This is a genomic window from Arenimonas sp., assembly GCF_047602345.1.
GTDB lineage: Bacteria > Pseudomonadota > Gammaproteobacteria > Xanthomonadales > Xanthomonadaceae > Arenimonas.
In genome coordinates this window covers 94,188-111,137 of record NZ_JASGHN010000005.1, presented here as the reverse complement: position 1 = coordinate 111,137, position 16,950 = coordinate 94,188, and the positions used below count along the sequence as shown (strand labels likewise).

22 protein-coding genes are annotated in these 16,950 nt (G+C 66.7%); all 22 read right to left on the bottom strand.

Annotation, left to right across the window (positions count from 1 at the left end):
• Nucleotides 1-978 (bottom strand): hypothetical protein (locus tag QM707_RS04360; protein WP_415000643.1); only part of this gene is annotated, 978 nt, incomplete at its 3' end.
• Nucleotides 975-3,590: a zeta toxin family protein gene (locus QM707_RS04355; RefSeq protein ID WP_415000642.1), complete on the bottom strand. Its 2,616-nt coding sequence runs from the start codon at nucleotides 3,588-3,590 to the stop codon at nucleotides 975-977. The genes QM707_RS04360 and QM707_RS04355, both read right to left, overlap by 4 nt.
• A complete protein-coding gene (locus QM707_RS04350) occupies nucleotides 3,590-5,686 on the bottom strand; it encodes a hypothetical protein (RefSeq protein WP_415000641.1) in 2,097 nt (698 codons plus the stop codon). The genes QM707_RS04355 and QM707_RS04350 overlap by 1 nt, the downstream gene beginning before the upstream one ends.
• Before the next feature lies 1 nt (nucleotide 5,687).
• Nucleotides 5,688-6,167: a hypothetical protein gene (locus QM707_RS04345; RefSeq protein ID WP_415000640.1), complete on the bottom strand. Its 480-nt coding sequence runs from the start codon at nucleotides 6,165-6,167 to the stop codon at nucleotides 5,688-5,690.
• Nucleotides 6,160-6,633: a hypothetical protein gene (locus tag QM707_RS04340; RefSeq protein ID WP_415000639.1), complete on the bottom strand. Its 474-nt coding sequence runs from the start codon at nucleotides 6,631-6,633 to the stop codon at nucleotides 6,160-6,162. Before QM707_RS04340 ends, QM707_RS04345 begins: the two co-directional genes overlap by 8 nt.
• Nucleotides 6,626-8,851, bottom strand: a complete 2,226-nt coding sequence (locus QM707_RS04335) for a hypothetical protein (protein WP_415000638.1) — start codon at nucleotides 8,849-8,851, stop codon at nucleotides 6,626-6,628. Before QM707_RS04335 ends, QM707_RS04340 begins: the two co-directional genes overlap by 8 nt.
• A complete protein-coding gene (locus QM707_RS04330) occupies nucleotides 8,851-9,417 on the bottom strand; it encodes a hypothetical protein (protein ID WP_415000637.1) in 567 nt (188 codons plus the stop codon). Before QM707_RS04330 ends, QM707_RS04335 begins: the two co-directional genes overlap by 1 nt.
• Before the next feature lie 233 nt (nucleotides 9,418-9,650).
• Nucleotides 9,651-10,160: a hypothetical protein gene (locus QM707_RS04325; protein WP_415000636.1), complete on the bottom strand. Its 510-nt coding sequence runs from the start codon at nucleotides 10,158-10,160 to the stop codon at nucleotides 9,651-9,653.
• Between the two features lie 72 nt (nucleotides 10,161-10,232).
• Complete coding sequence (locus QM707_RS04320) at nucleotides 10,233-11,096, bottom strand: phage capsid protein (protein ID WP_415000635.1); 864 nt, start codon at nucleotides 11,094-11,096, stop codon at nucleotides 10,233-10,235.
• A gap of 229 nt (nucleotides 11,097-11,325) precedes the next feature.
• Nucleotides 11,326-12,123, bottom strand: coding sequence for a hypothetical protein (locus QM707_RS04315; protein ID WP_415000634.1), 798 nt, complete (start codon nucleotides 12,121-12,123; stop codon nucleotides 11,326-11,328).
• Complete coding sequence (locus QM707_RS04310; RefSeq protein ID WP_415000633.1) at nucleotides 12,095-12,343, bottom strand: hypothetical protein; 249 nt, start codon at nucleotides 12,341-12,343, stop codon at nucleotides 12,095-12,097. The genes QM707_RS04315 and QM707_RS04310 overlap by 29 nt, the downstream gene beginning before the upstream one ends.
• Nucleotides 12,343-12,633 (bottom strand): hypothetical protein, encoded by a 291-nt coding sequence (locus QM707_RS04305; RefSeq protein ID WP_415000632.1) that lies wholly within the window; start codon nucleotides 12,631-12,633, stop codon nucleotides 12,343-12,345. Before QM707_RS04305 ends, QM707_RS04310 begins: the two co-directional genes overlap by 1 nt.
• A 13-nt stretch (nucleotides 12,634-12,646) precedes the next feature.
• Entirely contained in the window at nucleotides 12,647-14,275 is a 1,629-nt protein-coding gene (locus QM707_RS04300) for a portal protein (protein ID WP_415000631.1), read from the bottom strand.
• Nucleotides 14,272-14,511 carry a hypothetical protein gene (locus QM707_RS04295; RefSeq protein WP_415000630.1) on the bottom strand — a complete coding sequence of 80 codons (240 nt, stop codon included), beginning with the start codon at nucleotides 14,509-14,511 and terminating at the stop codon, nucleotides 14,272-14,274. Before QM707_RS04295 ends, QM707_RS04300 begins: the two co-directional genes overlap by 4 nt.
• Before the next feature lie 10 nt (nucleotides 14,512-14,521).
• Nucleotides 14,522-14,722 (bottom strand): hypothetical protein, encoded by a 201-nt coding sequence (locus QM707_RS04290; protein WP_415000629.1) that lies wholly within the window; start codon nucleotides 14,720-14,722, stop codon nucleotides 14,522-14,524.
• An 11-nt stretch (nucleotides 14,723-14,733) separates the two neighbouring features.
• On the bottom strand, nucleotides 14,734-15,033 hold the full coding sequence (locus tag QM707_RS04285) for a hypothetical protein (protein WP_415000628.1): 300 nt from the start codon (nucleotides 15,031-15,033) through the stop codon (nucleotides 14,734-14,736).
• Nucleotides 15,034-15,115: 82 nt separating this feature from the next.
• A complete protein-coding gene (locus QM707_RS04280) occupies nucleotides 15,116-15,379 on the bottom strand; it encodes a hypothetical protein (RefSeq protein WP_415000627.1) in 264 nt (87 codons plus the stop codon).
• Nucleotides 15,379-15,585, bottom strand: coding sequence for a hypothetical protein (locus QM707_RS04275; RefSeq protein WP_415000626.1), 207 nt, complete (start codon nucleotides 15,583-15,585; stop codon nucleotides 15,379-15,381). Before QM707_RS04275 ends, QM707_RS04280 begins: the two co-directional genes overlap by 1 nt.
• Nucleotides 15,582-16,058, bottom strand: coding sequence for a hypothetical protein (locus QM707_RS04270; protein ID WP_415000625.1), 477 nt, complete (start codon nucleotides 16,056-16,058; stop codon nucleotides 15,582-15,584). The genes QM707_RS04275 and QM707_RS04270 overlap by 4 nt, the downstream gene beginning before the upstream one ends.
• The gene (locus tag QM707_RS04265) at nucleotides 16,055-16,483 is read right to left on the bottom strand and encodes a hypothetical protein (RefSeq protein WP_415000624.1); all 429 of its coding nucleotides are present in this window, start codon (nucleotides 16,481-16,483) and stop codon (nucleotides 16,055-16,057) included. The genes QM707_RS04270 and QM707_RS04265 overlap by 4 nt, the downstream gene beginning before the upstream one ends.
• Nucleotides 16,480-16,689 carry a hypothetical protein gene (locus QM707_RS04260; protein ID WP_415000623.1) on the bottom strand — a complete coding sequence of 70 codons (210 nt, stop codon included), beginning with the start codon at nucleotides 16,687-16,689 and terminating at the stop codon, nucleotides 16,480-16,482. The genes QM707_RS04265 and QM707_RS04260 overlap by 4 nt, the downstream gene beginning before the upstream one ends.
• On the bottom strand, nucleotides 16,689-16,841 hold the full coding sequence (locus QM707_RS04255) for a hypothetical protein (RefSeq protein ID WP_415000622.1): 153 nt from the start codon (nucleotides 16,839-16,841) through the stop codon (nucleotides 16,689-16,691). Before QM707_RS04255 ends, QM707_RS04260 begins: the two co-directional genes overlap by 1 nt.
• Between the last annotated feature and the right edge of the window lie 109 nt (nucleotides 16,842-16,950).

Genomic DNA, 16,950 nt, shown 5'->3' with positions numbered 1-16,950 from the left:
TGTCTCGACGAGCGCGATGTCGTTCGCCGCGCCGTGGATGTGACCGACCAGCACCTCGTATAGCGTGCGCTCGCCGAACTGTTGCTGGTAGTCGAGGTAGGCGTCGGCGTCCTTGAAGTGCACTTGCCGGCTGGCGTTGCCGCGATTCGCGCGCGCCCCCGTGCCGGTCGCCTGACCCGGTTCGATCTTGTTGACGCCGCCGGTGGCGATCGTCGCCCACGCCTCGCCGAGGAAGGCCTCGACATCAGCATCGGACATCGGGCGGCCGCGTTCGTCCACGTACCGCGAGCGGTTGAGCTTTGGCATCAGGTAACGCACCCAGGCGTCTTTGCCGGCTTTCGCGACCAGGCGCTGCGAGTGATGGTGCGGCATGCCCCAGTCGTCGAGTTGGCCGATGTCGCCGCCCCCGCGGTTGAAGCGCGTGCGTAGGGTTTCGGCGATCTTGGCGAATTCCTTGGCGCCCGCTGCGGCGTCCTTGTTGCCACTCGCCTCGCCGTGCAGTTCGCGCACGAGGGCGCGGATGCCGGCTTGATCTTCGATCATCCCGAAGAACGTCGGGCTCGTGGCTTCCAGGGTGTCGACCATCTGCCGCAGTGCGTCGCGCTCGATGGCCTTGGCGCGAGACTCCACCGACATCACCGAGCCGCGCGCGTCGGCGTGGAAGGCGATCATGCGGGCGAGCGCTTCCATCGGCGTACCGGGGAAAGCAGCGACAGCCTGCTGCAGACGAGCGGTGGCGAGGATTTGCAGGGCGGCGCGCTGCTTCTTGAGCGCGGCCTCGCCGAGCAGGTCTGCCGCCGCACGCTGCGCGCCCAGGCGCAGTTGATTCGGGACGGGCTGCGCCAGCCAGGCCTGCGGGTCTTTCGACGCCTCCAGGCGCATGGCCTTCGCGAGACGCGCTTCGATGTTGCGGATCTCGGCCTCGGTCGGCGCACGGCCGAGCACGCGGCCCACGGCAGTCACGCATTGCGGGTTCATGCGACGCTCCGGAGATAGCAGTCGGTCGCGACATCCATCGCGACGATGGTGTCGTTGGCGGCGATCAGTTCGGCGTCAGCATCGGCCAGCAGTTCAGCGGCCGGGCGAAGGTTGCCGGTTTCGTCGACGACTTGAAGGCCAGGGAATTCTGCGAGCGTGGCTTCAGCGGCCGTCACCTGCGCGGCCTGCATCGCCTCGTCGGAGTCGCCTACTTGGCCGCGTTCTTGTTGAGGTTTTCCGCCAGGCCGTTCGCCAGCGCCAGGTTGTATTCCTCGCGGCTCTTGTAGCCGCGCTGTTCCCAGTACGGCCGCTTGTCGGCCGGGGACGGAGAAGCCGCGGAAGAGGTCGTCGGAGAGACCGGCGTCGCGGGCTTGGTGGAGCGCGTCTTGGAGGCGTTCACGGAGCGTATTTTCCTCCACCCGGGGCAGGGATTCAAGGGACGTCTGCGCACCCTTGCCCGCGCCACGGCTGTTGTCGAAGGCGTGAATCGTCACGCGTTGATCATCGCGATAGCGTTCGGCCAGGGCTTCCATGACCGGCCGGACGCCGCTGTGCGTGCGCGCGTGCTCGTCCAGCGGCACGGTGCGGCCGCTGCCGAAGGTCTCGGCCTGGCGCTGCGCCCGAGGGATGGCGCCGCCGGTGAGGGCTTCGACCGGGTCGCGGTAGACGTAGAGGATGTTCACGTCACGGCCGGCTTCCAGCGCCTGCTCGACCTTGCGCACGGCAGAGTCCAGCGAGTTCATGTTCGTGTCGTAGACGATTTCCGGCTGACCCACCTGCGAGGCCATCTGCCGCACGGCCGTCGACTTGCCGGCACCCGTGCCGCCTGCAGTGAAGAGCACGACCGGATCCAAGCCGGCGGGCGTGGGCTGGGCCAGCTTCGCGGCGTAGAGCTGTTTCACGGTCTCGCTGGCCGCTTCGTGCACGTCGGCCGAGCGGGTGCGATCGGCGAGGTATTCCGGCGAGAGTTCGCGCGCGGTGTCGGTGTTGAGTACGCGCCCGCCCTGGCTGTCGGGCAGCGCAGCGTATTCGGCGGCGATCTTGGCCGGATCGTCCTGCAGGCGCTGGCGCAGCGCCGTATCCGGGTCGACCGGCATGCGACGCCCACCCGGCGGCAGCTCGGCGTGAATGTGCGGCTGATCGGTGTTGCGCTCGTCGATGACTTCGAAGCCAGCGCTGCGCAGGTCGGCCATCAGGGCGCGCACCTCGGCGTCCGTCTTGTCGAAGGTGCGGAAGTCCGCCGCCGTGCCGTGCGGGTGCTGGCTGCGTGCACCGGCGCCGCGCTTGATGACGCCGCGCTGCATGCTAGTGATCGTGGCGTCGTGCGCCGCGGCGATGCTGCGGAAGTCCTGCTGCACGTTCGCCGGTTCGTCGCCGCCGCGCAGATGGCCCGGGGTCGCCGGTTCGAAGTCCGGGCGCATGTTTTTCGCCATGTGATCCGGCAGGGCGATGGAATGCAGCCCCGGGTAGCCGTTCTCGAGGTCGCGCTCAAGCATTGCCTCTGGAATATCCAGGTAATAGACATCCCCACCGCTCTGCCCGGATCGGTTCCCGTAGTCTCTTGCGTACGTGCGGTCGGTGGAAAACCAAACATCCCCCTGCAGCTTGTCGCCAGGAACCGATCCGCCGTGATAGACGCGGACCATCCCAGACGCGGGCTTGTCCAAGTTCTTGAAGTCCGGGCGCAACATGAAGTCGGCCGGGTTGATCTTGTCGGCTACGTTGACGCGCTCGCCGCGCGCCAGTTGCTCGATCGCCTGGGTCAGCGCCCGCTGGTGCTGCAGGTCCGCGTTCTTCGTCAACGGCTCGCCGGGCAGCGTGCGGCGGTTGAAGTGGTCGGCGTTGTTCGCCACGAGCACCGCGTCGCCCTCGGATCGCTTCACGCGCGGCGCATCGATGTGCGCCTTCGCACCAAAGGCCAGGCCCATCAGCGTGTCCAGCGTGCGCGTCTGCAGGTTCGACCAGTCGTAGAGCGCGGCATGTTCGTCATAGCCGTTGGCGTCCAACAGACCAGCAGTGGCAGCATCAGCGCCCATCCCCAGCGCGAGATTTGAGCCGACACCCGTGGCTAGGCGTGGTCCCAGCGTCGAGCCCCACGCGGCAGGCAGGCGCAGACCCACGGCATTCACGCCCAGGTTCAACAGGCCGACGCCTGTTGCGGTGTTCGTATCCACGCCCTGCCCGGTGAGGTCCATTGCCGGATCCACGGCGGCGTTCGCGAGGAAGGCTTCGGGGGAGGCGAACAGGAACGGCAGCGAGCCGCCGACGTTGAGCACGGTGTTCAGCGTCTGCGAGGCGGTGGACATCGACATCGCGTCCGGCGTGTAGGTATCGACCACGCCCTGCGCGAAGTCATCGACGGCCGTCTTGAAGTAGCGGTCTTGCAGGTCGCCGCCCAGCGCCTTGTCGATCAGGAACGGCGGCGCGAGTCCGCCGATCGTGGCGGTCGTGCGCACAACGCCCGCCGCCGGTCGCAACAGGCCCTTGCTGGATTCGCCGAGATTCAGCCCGCGCGGCTTCGAGAAGTCGAACGGGTTGAGCTGCAGATAGGCGACAGTGTCGAGCGCGGCCTGCAGGTCGTCGTCGGCATTCGGATCGAACAAGCCAGCCATTAGCGGCCCCCGATGCGGATGGTCAGCGGAAGGCCATTCTTGTCCGGCACGAATTCGTTGCCGCGCTGCAATATGTACACTCCATCCCGCCCGCGAGCATTTCTCAGCGACACGTCGCCGGGGTCTTCGAGACCGGCTGCTTTAAGGCGCTCAGCGACAAACGTGTCAGCAATATTCTCGAAAACCGTCGCGGACATACCCCAAGGGGGTAGCACGTCACCGTCGTTGTATTCCACTGGTTGGCCGACGATTGCATGAACGGCCGTCGCAACGAGGTCGTCATCCTGGTCGGCAGCAAACGCGCCGGCATCAGCAGAGACGCTTGCGTAGTAGGCGCGCACCGACTGCAGCGCGGCGCGGTATTCCTCAGGGCGGCCGGCGAAGGACTGGCCCACGAGGTTCGCGAACTCTGCCTCGAACTGCTGCGCGGGCGGCATCTTGAACGCGGCGCCCCGCCCGTCCTCTTCCCGGTCGCCCTTGGCCGGGTTCAGCAGCGCTTCGCCTTTGAGCAGATGCGTGGCAATGTCGCCGTATTCCTGTCCGTCGGCACCGCGAAGCAATCCGCTGGTGACGCCGTTCTTGCGTTGGAGCAGGTACAGCTCGCCGGCACGGGCGCGCACTGGGGAGTCCGGCGCGATCTGCTGCATGACAGCACGGTATCCGTCGTCATCGCCGAACACGGTGCGCAGCGACGAGAACAGCTTCACGACCTGGGCGGGCTTGGCCTGCGCCAGGGCGCCGGAGATCGCGCTCGCCTCGCCCGGCAGCAGCGGGGACGTGCCCGCCTCGCCGCCGTACTTCTTGCGAAGCGCGCCGAGCGTGTTCATGCGCGCGGCGATCTGCGATTGCAGGATGGACGTATCGCCATCGAACAGGCTTTGCAGGGCCAGCGGCTGCACCGGTTCGCCGGTGAGGTTGGCATTGAACTCGAGCGGCGAGTCCTTCAGCAGCTTGAGCTGCGCCTCCATCGCGGACTTCATGCGCGCGAAGTTGCGCTGCTCGCGCACGCTGGCGCCTTGCGCACGTTGGCGGACTTCTTCCTGCTGCAGGTACGCGCGCTGCTCGGCCGGCGGGCGGCGAAGCATCTGCTGTACCTCGACCTCGTCGGCCAGGCGCTCGCGGAACTCGGCCTCCATCGACGTGCCTTCGACGGCATCGGCCCACGATTGCAGGTCTTCGATCGTCGGCGGGATGGCCGTCGAGATTTGTTCGTCGTACTGCTTGATCGCGCGCTCGGCCTTGGCTTCGCGCTTGGTCAGCGCCGATTCGGCCCGGGCTTCGAGGCGGCTGCGCGCGGTCAGGATTTGCCCCTGCAGCGTCGTGATCTTCGCCGAGTCCATCTTGCCGTAGTAGCGCCCACCCTTGCCGAGGTCGGCCTCCAGCGCGTCTAGCAGCATCTGGTCTTCCTTGCTGGCCACCAGGCGCGCGGTGGCGTGGTCGGAATACACGCGATCGGCGAAGTCCTGATGTCCCTTGTCGAACACGTCGGGATCGATGCCGAAGCGCAGGGCGGTATCGCGCAGCGCCGCGTCTTGCGCGACGATCTTCTCGAGGTCGGCATCGGGTTCGAGCGCGAGCTTGCCGAGGCTGTCGCGCGTGCTGCTGATCGTGCCCTTGGCCTCGCTGCGCTTGGCGCCGGCCACCATCTGCGCGACGTCGGCCAAGCCTGCGGCCTTGTTGCGCTTGTAACCGCCGCGCGCAATCTCCATGCCGGCCGGGCCGAGTTCGACCGGATCGGGCGCCGGGATATCGTCGAGCGCTTTCAGCGCCTCGGCTTCGGCTTCGCGCCAGTCGAGATCGCCCGCGTCCACCCGTGCACCGATGTCGCGAACGCGGGTGCGAACTTCGAGCTGGTGATCGAGCTGCGCGTTCGAGGCCTTCGCGCGGGCCAGGTCTTCGTTCTGCTGCGCCTCGGCAGCGCGCATCTGATTGAGCTTGCCCGACAGGATCGACAGACCTTCCTGCCCCGCGTTGACGGCCGCGTCGAGTCCTGCGGTCAGACCGCGCGTGTCGGGCCGGAATTCGGTCGGGCGATCGGGGCCGCGATTGCCGAACTGCGGGTTGGAGCTGCCGACGCCGCTGGGGATACGTGCCATGTCAGGACTTCCATCCGCTGCCGCCGCCGTTGCCGTACATCGACAGCGCGGTCTTGCCGAGCGTGATGCCGGCGTTGAGATACGAGGCCGACTTCGCGACCTTGCCCTTGTCGCGCGTGAGTGCCGCCTGTGCCGCCATGCGCGCCGCGCGATCCTTGCCGCCGATCAGCGCGAAATAGGCGTCCTCGTTGGCTGCACGCGTGATGTCGCGATTGATGGCCAGGGCGCCGGCGCTGGAAACGTCGAGACCGCTGTGCGCCGTGGCGGCGGTAGCTTCGGCGACAGCCGCCTTGCCCATCTTTCGGATGCGCTCGGCTTCCACCTTCGCGTAGCCCGCTTCCGCGCGCGCATCGGCCTCCCCCTGCTTGGCTTCGTATTCGGCGTATTTCGCCTCGGCCTTGCCCTGTTGCACTTGGCCGTAGGCGGTCAATGCGCCGACGACCGCCATGCCTACCATGACGATAGTGGTCGGTTCACACACGGCGGAATGCTCCCTTGCTGAAGTAGCGCATGACGCCGCCAGGACCGGCGGGCGCCTTGCTGACTTTGAAGCCCAGCCATTCGAGCCAGGCGATCGCGACGTGGTTGTCGCAGTGGACGTAGTTGCACAGGATCGGGAAGGCGGCCTGCATCAGGTCGACTTCGCCGCGGCACACTTCGATGAACGGGCGGCGCACGCGCTTGATCGCATCGGTCGCCAGCATCCACGCGGCACCGACACCGGCTTCAGCGGTAGGCGCGACGCCGTACACGATGGCAGGCAGACCGTCGACACGCGCCACCGTGGCCCAGCGCGAAATGCGTACGCTTTCGAGCAGCACGGCGACGAGGTCGCGATCCGGGTCGGTGACGGTGAGTTCGCGGCGATCAGCGTCGCGAAGGTGCTCGGCGATGTAGCGCGCGGTTTCCGGCGTAGCGGCTTCGAACGAATAGCTGGGCTTAGCCATCGTTGACCTCCAGCCGGCGCACGAGGCCCAGCAGGTGGAACGGCAGCGGATCGGGCTGCGTGATGACGAGCTCGGCCTCACCCCGCATGGCGGAATCGGCGAGCTGTTCGATGCGCATGAGTCCGCTGTAAGGCTGGATCGGCTCGTTGAACGGCTCGTTGTTGAAGCTGCGGAACTGCATCGCGCGCCCGTTGACCGTGCAGCCGACCGTGTCCTTGAACATCAAATCGACGTAGATGTCGGACTGCGGCAGGCCGAAGATGGTCGTGCCGAAGGGGCTGTTCTGCAGGTCCGGGCGCAGGGTTTCGACGAGCGGCTCGAAGTGCAGGCCGATCTCGATGGTGGTCGCCGGGCGGTCGAGTTCGATCGCGCCATCCACCACCTGTAGCGGACGATGCACCATGCCGTCGGCGAGGATGTCGACCGTCTTGCCTTCGTACTGCTCCAGGCCTTCCCAGCTTGCCGTCGGGACCGGCGTCGGATCGGGATCGTCGCCACCGGCCGGCGAAGCGACGCCGAGCACGCTGCAGTCCATGTAGCGGTCGTAGTTGAATCGCTCGATCGAGCGGCGAGTCACGCCGCCCGCCTCACGACGCACCACGGCCCATACCCAGTGCACGCCCTGGTAGGGAACGACGCTGATGGATTCGAAGGCGCCGTCGGTGGTCAACAGCACCCAGGCGACGACCTCGTTGTCGCGATCAAGCGTGCACAGTGCGATCTTGCCGTCAGCACGCACGCACCACAGCAACGGCTCCGGCTCGATCTGCCGGTCCATGTCGACGATGCCGGATTGCGTGATGTGCTCAGCGAGGTCCGTGATGCTGGGCGCGGCGAAGTTGCTGGCATCGAAGCGATCCGCCGCCATCGCGCGGACCTTGAGGCCGGACAGGCTGACGAACAGCAGCTCGGAACCGATGCGCACCGGAGCGACATCGTTGCAGCCGAACGAGGTCTGGTTCTGCACGTCGATCGCGCCGGGCGAGATCGGTCCGCCGTCCGTACCGCGCAGCGTGAATTCGTTGCCTTCGGTCAGGACCGCCAGCGCGCGACTGCTGGCCATGTGCCGGATGGGGTTGGCCTGGTCCGAATTGACGATGCCCATCGTCGCCGCGTCGGCGAGCACGCCGATCTCGAAGTCGTAGTACAGGCCGATGGACGACTTCCACCAGCCTTGCGGAAAGGCCGGCGACCCGCCTGGCCACAGGCATTGCGAATGCAATGCACCGGTGCGCGGGTAACCGAATTCCAGCCCCCACATGCTGCGCGCGAGGAACCAGGCGTTCGGCGGCGCGGCGACCGTGGCCGACAGCTCGCGACGAATCTCGGCATCGACCACCGTTGCGCTGGTGTAACCGGTGATGCGGCACAGGCCGGCATTGAGGTTGACGAACTTGCCGACATCGTCCGAGCGCCAGCCCGCAGCGCCCAGCGTGAGCGTGATCGTTGCGCCGACGGGATCTTTCGCCGAGGGCGTGCAGGTGGCCTGCGGGCTTCCGGTGATCAGCCAGTCGCCGGCCACGTAACTCGTCGCCCCGAACGCCGTCTTGATCGTGCAGGTGACAACGGTGGTCGACGTGTAGCCGGTGATCGTGGCGATGCCGCCCGCGATCTCGATGTCGCGGCCCACGTCCGAGGCAAGGAACGCCGCGCCCGATGCGGTGAAGGTGACGCCCGCACCGATCGAGGGGGAGCTGAGCGTGAGGTCCACTGGCGGACGCAAGCCCAATTCGTCGAAGGGCTCGGGGTCAAACGGCGCGTTCATGATGCGCCAATCGGCATGGCCGAATCGCTGCACCCGCTGCGGGTACACGTTCGGATGCCAGAGGAACATCGTGTCGCCGCCCTGGCAGAAGTCCAGCGCCTGCGCCTGCTCGAAGGTGTACGGCGTGGCGATCTCGTAGGGCACGCCGGGGCTGGCTTCGATCTGTTCGCCAGACGCGGTGTGCACGCGCATGTAGTAGTCGCCGAACTCAAGCTGGTAGGCCTGGCTGACGGTGAACACGTAGGGAATGAGGCGACAACGCTTGTCGCCGAACTTGGCGTCCGCGATACCGTCGGTGCCGGGGCGACGCACAGCGCCGCCCTGCGCCTGGATGATGACGTTGATGGCGCGCTTGAGCGCGCTGTTGTACCGCGCGACGTTGCTGCGCATGTACATCCGCGGCGACATTTCGCCGGCAGTGAAATCGCATTGGCTGAAGTTGATGCGCGGCATCAGGAATACCGGATCGCGAGCAGCGGCGAGTCGCCGACGGTCTCGGGGGTTTCGTCCATGCCGTCGACCGCGCGCGCCTGCTTGAGCAGTTGCTCGAGCTCGAACTGCTTGGCCTTGGCCTTGTTCAAGTCGCGGGGGATGGCAGGCGCCAACGCCGCAGCCATCGCGACCTCGACGCACTGGATCAGCAGCGCGTCCCAGGACCCGGTGACGGTGTTGCGGAAGATGTAGCGCAGGTACAGCGCCGAGGCGTCCGTCAGAATCTTGCGCCCTTCCGCCTTGTATTCGGGTTCGTCGCCAACACGGCCGACCGACATCGTGCGCAGCCAGTCGCCCGGCACGGTGTACTGGTAGGCGTAGTCGAAGGCCGGCGCGATCGCATCGGGGCTGAGCACGACACGCTTGATGGCGCAGTTCCACGGGTGGGCGCGAAGGATCGCGTCGCGCACCGTGGGGTAAAGGCTTCGCGCCGCCTGCGCGGCATCGGTCAGATCCTCGAAGCTGTTGATCGGCTTAGAGCCGATGCTTAGCAGCGCGTTCGAGCACAGTTGAACCGGAGTGGACATGGGGCCGCCTCAGCAAGTAATCGGTAGCTGCGGGCCCGCGAAGCTGTTCGGCGGTGAGCAACAGCCCGCGTCGGTTGTCGAGTCCGCCGCCGCTGCGCCGACTCGCCAGCGGTACATCGAGCGGGGTGGCAGCGGTCGGCGCGATGCCGGCACGCTGCCCTCCCCCGGTTGAAGCCCGGCCAGAACTCGATTCCGAATCCTGGCCGGTGTCACGCATCGATCAGGAACTTGGATCAGTTGCCGTCGACGTACATCAGGCGAGCTGCCAGCACACCGGTGCCATCGGCATCCGCAGTCAGCGTGATCGCCACGTCGTACAGCTTGCGCGGGTCTTCGTTCAGGCCGAGCTGTTCCCAGACCTTCTTCTCGGTGTTGGCGAGCGTGATGACGTTGCCGTGCGTCACGTCGCTGTTGGCGAGCGCGCCGTCCTTCAGCGAGATCGATGCGCCGAAGAAGTCGACGTCGACGACCGCGCCGCCGTTGATGCGCGGCTCGTCGTACAGACCGATGCTGCACACCGTGGTCGTGCCGATGTCCGGGCACGAAATGAACAGCTTGTCGATTGTGTCGCCCGAGCTGATGCGGAACAGGCGGTAAGTGGAAGTGGACGAGTCGCCGCTGGTGATGCTGGCCTTGCCGAGCTTGCGGCGGATGCGACCGCCGTCGAAACCCTGCTTGTTCTGCACCGGCGGAGTCGCGTCGGCGTTGGTGACGGAAGTGGACTTGAGATTGACGACGCCCATGATGCATTTACTCCTGAATCTGAAAGGGGTTTGCGGATCAGCGGCCCGCCGAAGCGGGCGCGCTGGGTTCCGTTATTCGGTGCACTGGACTTCGACGACCTTCTCTTCCTCGACGCGCACGGCGCCGATCGAGAGGCAGACGTAGACGCGGACGTTGAAGCCCTTGCCCGGGTCCTTGCCGACTTCGGTCTTGATGTCCTGGCCGACGCCGAGGCACAGACCCGACTTCGCGAAGGCCACCAGCGAGCGGGTGGTGCTGGACTTCGGGCACAGCTCCGAGGGAATCCAGTTGAAGCCCATCCACTTCTTCGAGTTGATGTTGCCTTCCTGCAGCATCTGCACCGCGAGGTGATCGGACGAGGTCAGGGTCGTGTCGGTCAACACGTCTTCCATCGCCTCGCTGCCGTACACGAAGTAAAGCTCTTCGGCGTTCTGCTCGTCGGCTTCAGCCGCGCGGAACATCTTCTTGGCCTGGATGATCTTGGCCTTCGTCAGGCCAGCCGAGCCGTGCAGGATCTTCTGCGAGGACGGGAGCACGATGCTGCCGGTGGTCGAGCGCGAACTGCCGAGTGCGGCGGTGATGATTTCCAGGTCCTTCTGGCGATTGCCGCCGCCGACCATCGCCTTCATGTAGTCGCTGGTCGGGTCGGTCAGCAGCTTCAGCTTGTCGAGGTTGTCGAGCATGTCGCCGTCGTCGTAGTCGAACAGGTCGACGTAACGGGTGGAGTGCGGCTGCTCGTTGATCGGGGTGTCGGCGTGACGGCTGGTGCGGCGCTGCATCGTGCGCTTGCCCAGGCGGTTGACCGACTTGGACGTGCCGACGATGCCGTTTTCCTGGCGGACGGCGCCCATCAGGCGGGACTGCATCTGCTGCGCCACATGCAGGTAGGTCGAGCCGAACTGCTGGACGAAGGCTTCGGTAATTTGGTTGGACATGACTGACTCCGAGAAAGGTTGCGATGGGGTCTGCTGCCGTTCTCGGGGTGTCCGTTACCGGGCCCGATGCTCGCGCGGCGTTGCTCGCGGGCTGTGTCGCTGGGTATCCGGGTGCCACCCCGGGCCATGCGCGCCAATCTGTCGCTCGTGCCGTGTCGAGTTCTCGACTTTCGGAAAAAAGAGAGCCGGCGACGGGGCCGGCTCAGAGGGCTACACCTGCTGCTTGTTGTCAGGTCGACGATTTGCCGTTGTAGCGCTGCGCGAAGAGCCGGGTCGATTTCTCGACGGCCTTCGCGTGGTCGGGGTGGCCGGCCTGGTTGAATGCCTCGCTGGCGTAGACGGCCGCCAATTCGGCTTCCCAGCTCTGCACGTCGCTCGGGTTGAACGAGACAAGCTTGTCCTCGGTCACTTCGGCGCCGACGGCAGCGAGCACGCGGAACAGCAGTGGATTGTTCGGCAGCGTCGCGATCTCTTCGGGCGTCGCATCCGGCACGAACGCTCGGATCGCGCGCAAGCCGGCCTGCATGTTCTTGTCCCAGTCGCCAGGGTTAGGCCAGTGCTGCTGCATGGCCGTCTGCGCTTCTTCGATCGTCATGCCCGGCGCGGCGGCACCCTCGGCGCGCTTGGCGTATTCGCCAAGTATCCAGCCCAACGTGTCGTTGTTGATGCCCTTGGCATGCGCAGCCTTGAGGAAGCCCGTGTATTCCGGGTCCTGCTTGAGCGCTTCGAAGTCAAGACCTTCGACGACAGGCGCGTATTCGTCGGGCGTCGCGGGCGGTGCATCGCCGGTGCCGAGCCGCTTTTCGAGCGCGCTGTGTCCGTCGAGCATCTTCGCCCAGCTCGCATCGGCATCGAGTGAACCGTCGTCCTTCTTGACCTGGTACTTCTCGGGGATGCGATCGACGGCCGGCTTCGGCGCTTCGACGACCGGGTTGGCGGGGTCAGCCGCAGCCACCGCGGCGAACGCGTTCGCAGGTGCGGCGGGGGTAGCTACCGGCTCAACCGGCGGGTTCTGTGTCGTTTCCATCGTCTACTCCGTGGGCTCGGTTGATGCGCCGAAGGATGAACTGCACGACTTCGAGGCCGCCGGCGTTGAAGTCGGTGGCGCGTTGCGCGTCCAGGCCGCCCGGCTTGTACGGGTTGCGACCGAATCGCGCGACGAGTTCTTCGAGGATCTGCTGACCTTCGGGGATGTTTTCGAACACCCGGGCATAGGCCTCGGGTGGCAATTGCTGGCGTTCGGCCATTACTGGTCGAGCAGGACTTCGACGTCGACGCCGTAGTCGCTGATGTCGGGGCGGTTCACACGGAACACGCCGGGGCCGACGATCACGCGCAACGGATACGCGTGCGACAGGGACGACACGACGCGTTCGGCGCCATCCTGGTCGATCACGATCGGCAGCGAGAAATTGCCGGGGATCGCGACGCCGTCCGCCACCTTCAGCGATACGGTCGCGTTGCTGCCGGCAGCGACGGTGATGTCGCTGGAGGCGAGTGCCGACTGGCCTGCCGCGAGAATAGAAGTCTGTGCCATGGGATTCTCCGGGTTAAAGGGCGCGCTGCGCGATGCGGGTGCCGGCGGCTTCGGCGGCCTTCGACATGCCCTGCGCGAGCATCGCCTGCTGTTGCTGCTGTTGTTTCTGCTCGGCGCGTGCGGCGCGGCGCTTGGCCACGTCCTTCGCGTCGACGATGAGTTCGGCCGGCACGCCCAGCAGCTCGGCTTTCTTGCGCTGCGCGGCGTCGGCGTTGTAGTTGTCCATCAGCTCGATCGCGGCCTCGGGGTCGACCTGGCCGATCTGCTGCATCTGGATACCGAGCGAGGCTTCGAAGCGATCCATCGCGGATACGTCCTCGAGCTTCTGGGCGCGCGCCATCGGCGAGTCGTAACTGACCATGTACTCCCGATCGCGCAGCGATTCGGGCATGGGGCCGAGGATGCCGGCACGGAACGCGAGACCGAAGCAGCGCTCGACGAGCGGGCGCAGCCATTCGGGCTGCAGCCGGCCGTACACCGGGCCGAGCAGTTGGCGAATCAGGTTCACGCGCACGTGCACCTCGGTCGCCGTCATCGCCGGCCCGTCCTTGGGCTCGAGCTGGTCGGACATCATCACTTTTCGAATCGCGCGCTGCAGGTCCGCCTTCACGGTGAACGAGACTTGGAAGTCCGAGCCGGTGAGCAACGGCTTCATGGATTCGACGCTGTTGGCGACGATGACCTTGCGCGGCCCGACCTTGATGGTGCGCGCGTTGAGCACGCCATCGTCTTCGGCGATCCACATGCCGGCGACGGCGAGATCGGTCGCGATCAGTTCGTTGCGCACCAGCAGGTTCAGGGTCTTGATGTCGGCCAGCGCGTTCGCGATCGGGCCGATGCCGTAGGCGCTCGACGGGCTGATGCGCTTCCAGCGCGGGGCGATGAACGGGCACTCGTGGTAGCCCGATTCCCGCAGCAGCTTCTTCGCGTTGACCTCGAACGTGTACGAGGCAAACGGCATGTTCTTGGCCAGGCGCGCGCCCGGCACGTGCAGCTTGCGCGGCTCGACCACATGCAGCAGATCGACCATCGTGTCGGGCTTTTCCTGCGCGAGCTTGCGGGTCTGCTCGCTGAGGTTGTCCAGGCCGAAGGTCGAGGCGCAGGCGTCGGCCGTGAGCTGGTACGTGCGGTACAAAGTGTCCGCGCGGCCGTCAGGGCGGGAGCTGGCGAGGTAGCAGGTGCCGATCGGGAACTGCGTGAACACGTAGCCGCCGTGCTCGCGGTCGTCGTCGATGAACAGCACAAACCAGCCGCCGCCGACCAAGTCGAGCGAAGCCTCGTAGGCTTCCGCGTCGTAGTTGGCGTTGTGGATGTTCTTCCACACGATTTCGGCGCCACGGTCGAGCCAGCGGCGCTCTTCGTCGGTTTCGTCGCCCACGTCCAGCCCGAACCAGCGCGAGTTCGCCGGCGTGAGGCCGGACATGATCGCCGCGGCCAGCATGCGCGCCGAGTCGTCGGCCGTGCTGTCGGTGACGTTCGCGCGGTCGCTGCGGACCTCGTCGCTGGTCTTGCCCGTCGAGTTGAAGCCGTCGGAACGGATCGGGTCGACGTACAGGAAACACTGCCGCCAGGTTTCCTCGTGCGGCTGACGCGCCGCCTTCAGGGATTCCAGGCGCTTGCAGGCGGCGGCAGCTTCGGTCACTGCACGCCCCCGGTCGGGTTCGAGCGCGAGACGGCCTGCGCGAAAGCGGTGTTCGTCGGCGAGCCGGCCAGACCGCGCGCGCCGACCGTGAACAGCGAGGACATGCGTAGCTTCTTGCGCCGCATCGCGATCTCCGCGTTGGCTTTGCCCTGCGATTCGTTGGCCGCGTCCGCCGCTTCCTTCACAGGATCGCGTTCGACAACGGGCGGCGGCTTGGGCGTGGAGGCTTTGCACATGGCAGTCGTGTCAGTCGTTGATACCGAGGGGGCCGGGGCCGCCTTTCTTCGCGTCTTCCACCGCGAAGGCCGTGCTCTTCTTCGCCATCTTCGCGTCGGCCTTGAGGCGATCGAGGCCGAACTTCGTGCCCTTCTTCGCGTGGTCGAGGCCCAGCTTCGTGACGGCCTTGGTGTGCTTGATCGGGTTCGGGCTGAGCAGGCCGGAGCACATAGCGGCGGCGCTCAGGCTTTCGGCGGCGGGGCGGGCGTGATCCAGCCCTGCTTGGTCCGCACCGAGCGCTTGAGGGTCTTCGGGTCGATCTCGCTCGCGTCCGGCAACTCGCCGGGCTGGCGGTCCAGTTGCTTGCGGACCTGCTCGGCGTCGGCTTCGCTCACCTTCGTCTCGGCGACGGTGGCGATGGCCGCGGCTTTCTGCTCGGGCGTCTGCTCGACGGGCGCGGCGGCGGCGCTCGGTTCGGGGGTCGTGGTGTCGGTCGTAGCGCCGGGGACTTTCGGGGCGCGGTTGGACTTGGCGCGGGGCATAGCGGGCTCCGGGGTGAGGCGCACGGATGCGCAGGGGATGCGCGCCGAGTGTTGGTGGCGCGTGCTGTCGAGTTCTCGACTTTCAATCGAGCCAGGGCGGCCGGTTCGTCATCGGCAGCGCGTCACGTGCCTCGCCCGTCATGCGCAGCCACAGCCCGACCAGGCGCTCGCCGTCGGCGTGGCACGGCTCCCGTCCCTGCTTCCAGCCGAGGATCGTCGCGCGCGGAATCTCCACCTCGACGGCGATCATCGTCGTGTTCAGGCCGCGGCGATTGAGCGCGTCGAGGATCGCGAACCAGTCGACGCGGCTCTCGGTCTGCAGGCGCTGCTGCTGCTCGCGGCGCATCAGTCCTCCCAGCGCCAGGCGTTATCCGCGAGCTTGCGGCGCTTGCGGTTGCGCATGCCCTTCTTCGTGCCGCTGCTGTGGTGCCAGCCGTGGCAGTACTCGCAGTGGTAGGCCGAGCCCGCGCCGTGCTTGCGCACCGCCTTCGCCGCGTCGTGCTGCGTGGCGTGGATCGCCTTGCCGTTGCGGGGGCAGTAGCCGAGGCTCAACGCGCCCGATCCTGGTGCGTGACGGCCACCGCGAGCGCGGCCCAAGCATGCGACTTGACGCCATACGTTGGGCCTGGTGCCGCCTTCGTGCCTTGCGGGCCGAGCCGGTCGAGCAGCGCCTGCCGCACGTTCGGATCCTTCGCCCGAGGCGAGCCGCACAGGTGCAGCTTGACGTCCTTGCGGAACACCTTCGTCGGCAGCGAGCCGTATCGCCGGCGCCAGGCCTCGCTGAATCGGCCGATCCAGACGCAGGTCTCGAAGACCTCGTGCCCGACCGCCATGCCGTAGCTCGCGATCATCTCGATCGCGCAGTCCTCGACAACGTGGTGGATGATCATGGGCTTGATCTCGCCGGCGATCGTGTCGAGCAGGTGCTGGTTGCTGCACACGCCGCTCGCGGTCACGCGCCCGTTCGTGAGGATGACCCAGCCGGACTCGTAGGTTCCGGGGTCGATGGCGAGCAGCGCGCTCACGACACCCCCCACATGCGCGGGTACTTCGTCGGCGCCTGCCAGCTCGTCGGGAGCTGCTGCACCGTGCCGCCGCGGGCGAGGTATTCGTCGACGGTTTCGGCATGGCCTGCTGGCAGCGCGGGCGGTTTCGCCGGCCGGATGACGACCTGGCACGCGGCCGTGGGCTTCGGCTGGCCGCGCTGCAGCGCCTCGCGCCCGAGCAGCGTGATCGCGTACAGGTGGCAATCGCGCATCCCGCTGCGCTTGCCCTCGCAGAATTCCTTGCGCAGGCCCTTGACCTGGATCTTCGAGTCGGTTTGCAGCGTGCCGACGCTGGTCGCGACCTGGCGCGGGCTGAATCTCAGCGCGGCCACGAGTCCGACCGTCGTCGTCGGCCCGTGCTCGGCCAGGTGCTGCAGGATCAGGCGGGCGAGTCCGGTTTTCATGCCGCCGCCCTCCGCTTGCCTGCCTCGGTGATCGTCAGCACGTCGCCGTTGCGCACGGCGTACCCGTGGGTCTGAAGCGCCGTCACGACCTGGTCGCCAGCCAGCACGTCGCGGAACATCGCGCGGATGTCTTGCACCGGCACCTCGCGCTTGCGGTCGAGGCGCTTCAGGGCTTGCAGCAGTCGGTCTTTCTGTCCGTGGAACATCACAGCCACCTCCAGCGGTAGCGAGCTTTCACGTGGAACAATTTGCGATGCGCGTCGCCGCATCGACGGGCGCGGGCCTTCTCGCGTTGGTAGGCCTGGGCCCAGTTCTCGACGCAGACCCACATGCCGCCATCAGCGATGGCCTGAGCCATTGCCCGCAAATGCGCGCGCGCGGTGGGAGGTGGGGAGTTCAAGCGTCACCGCCGACGGATTTCAGGGCGGTCTGACTACTTGTCGATTTCCCTACTACCCTATAGGAAT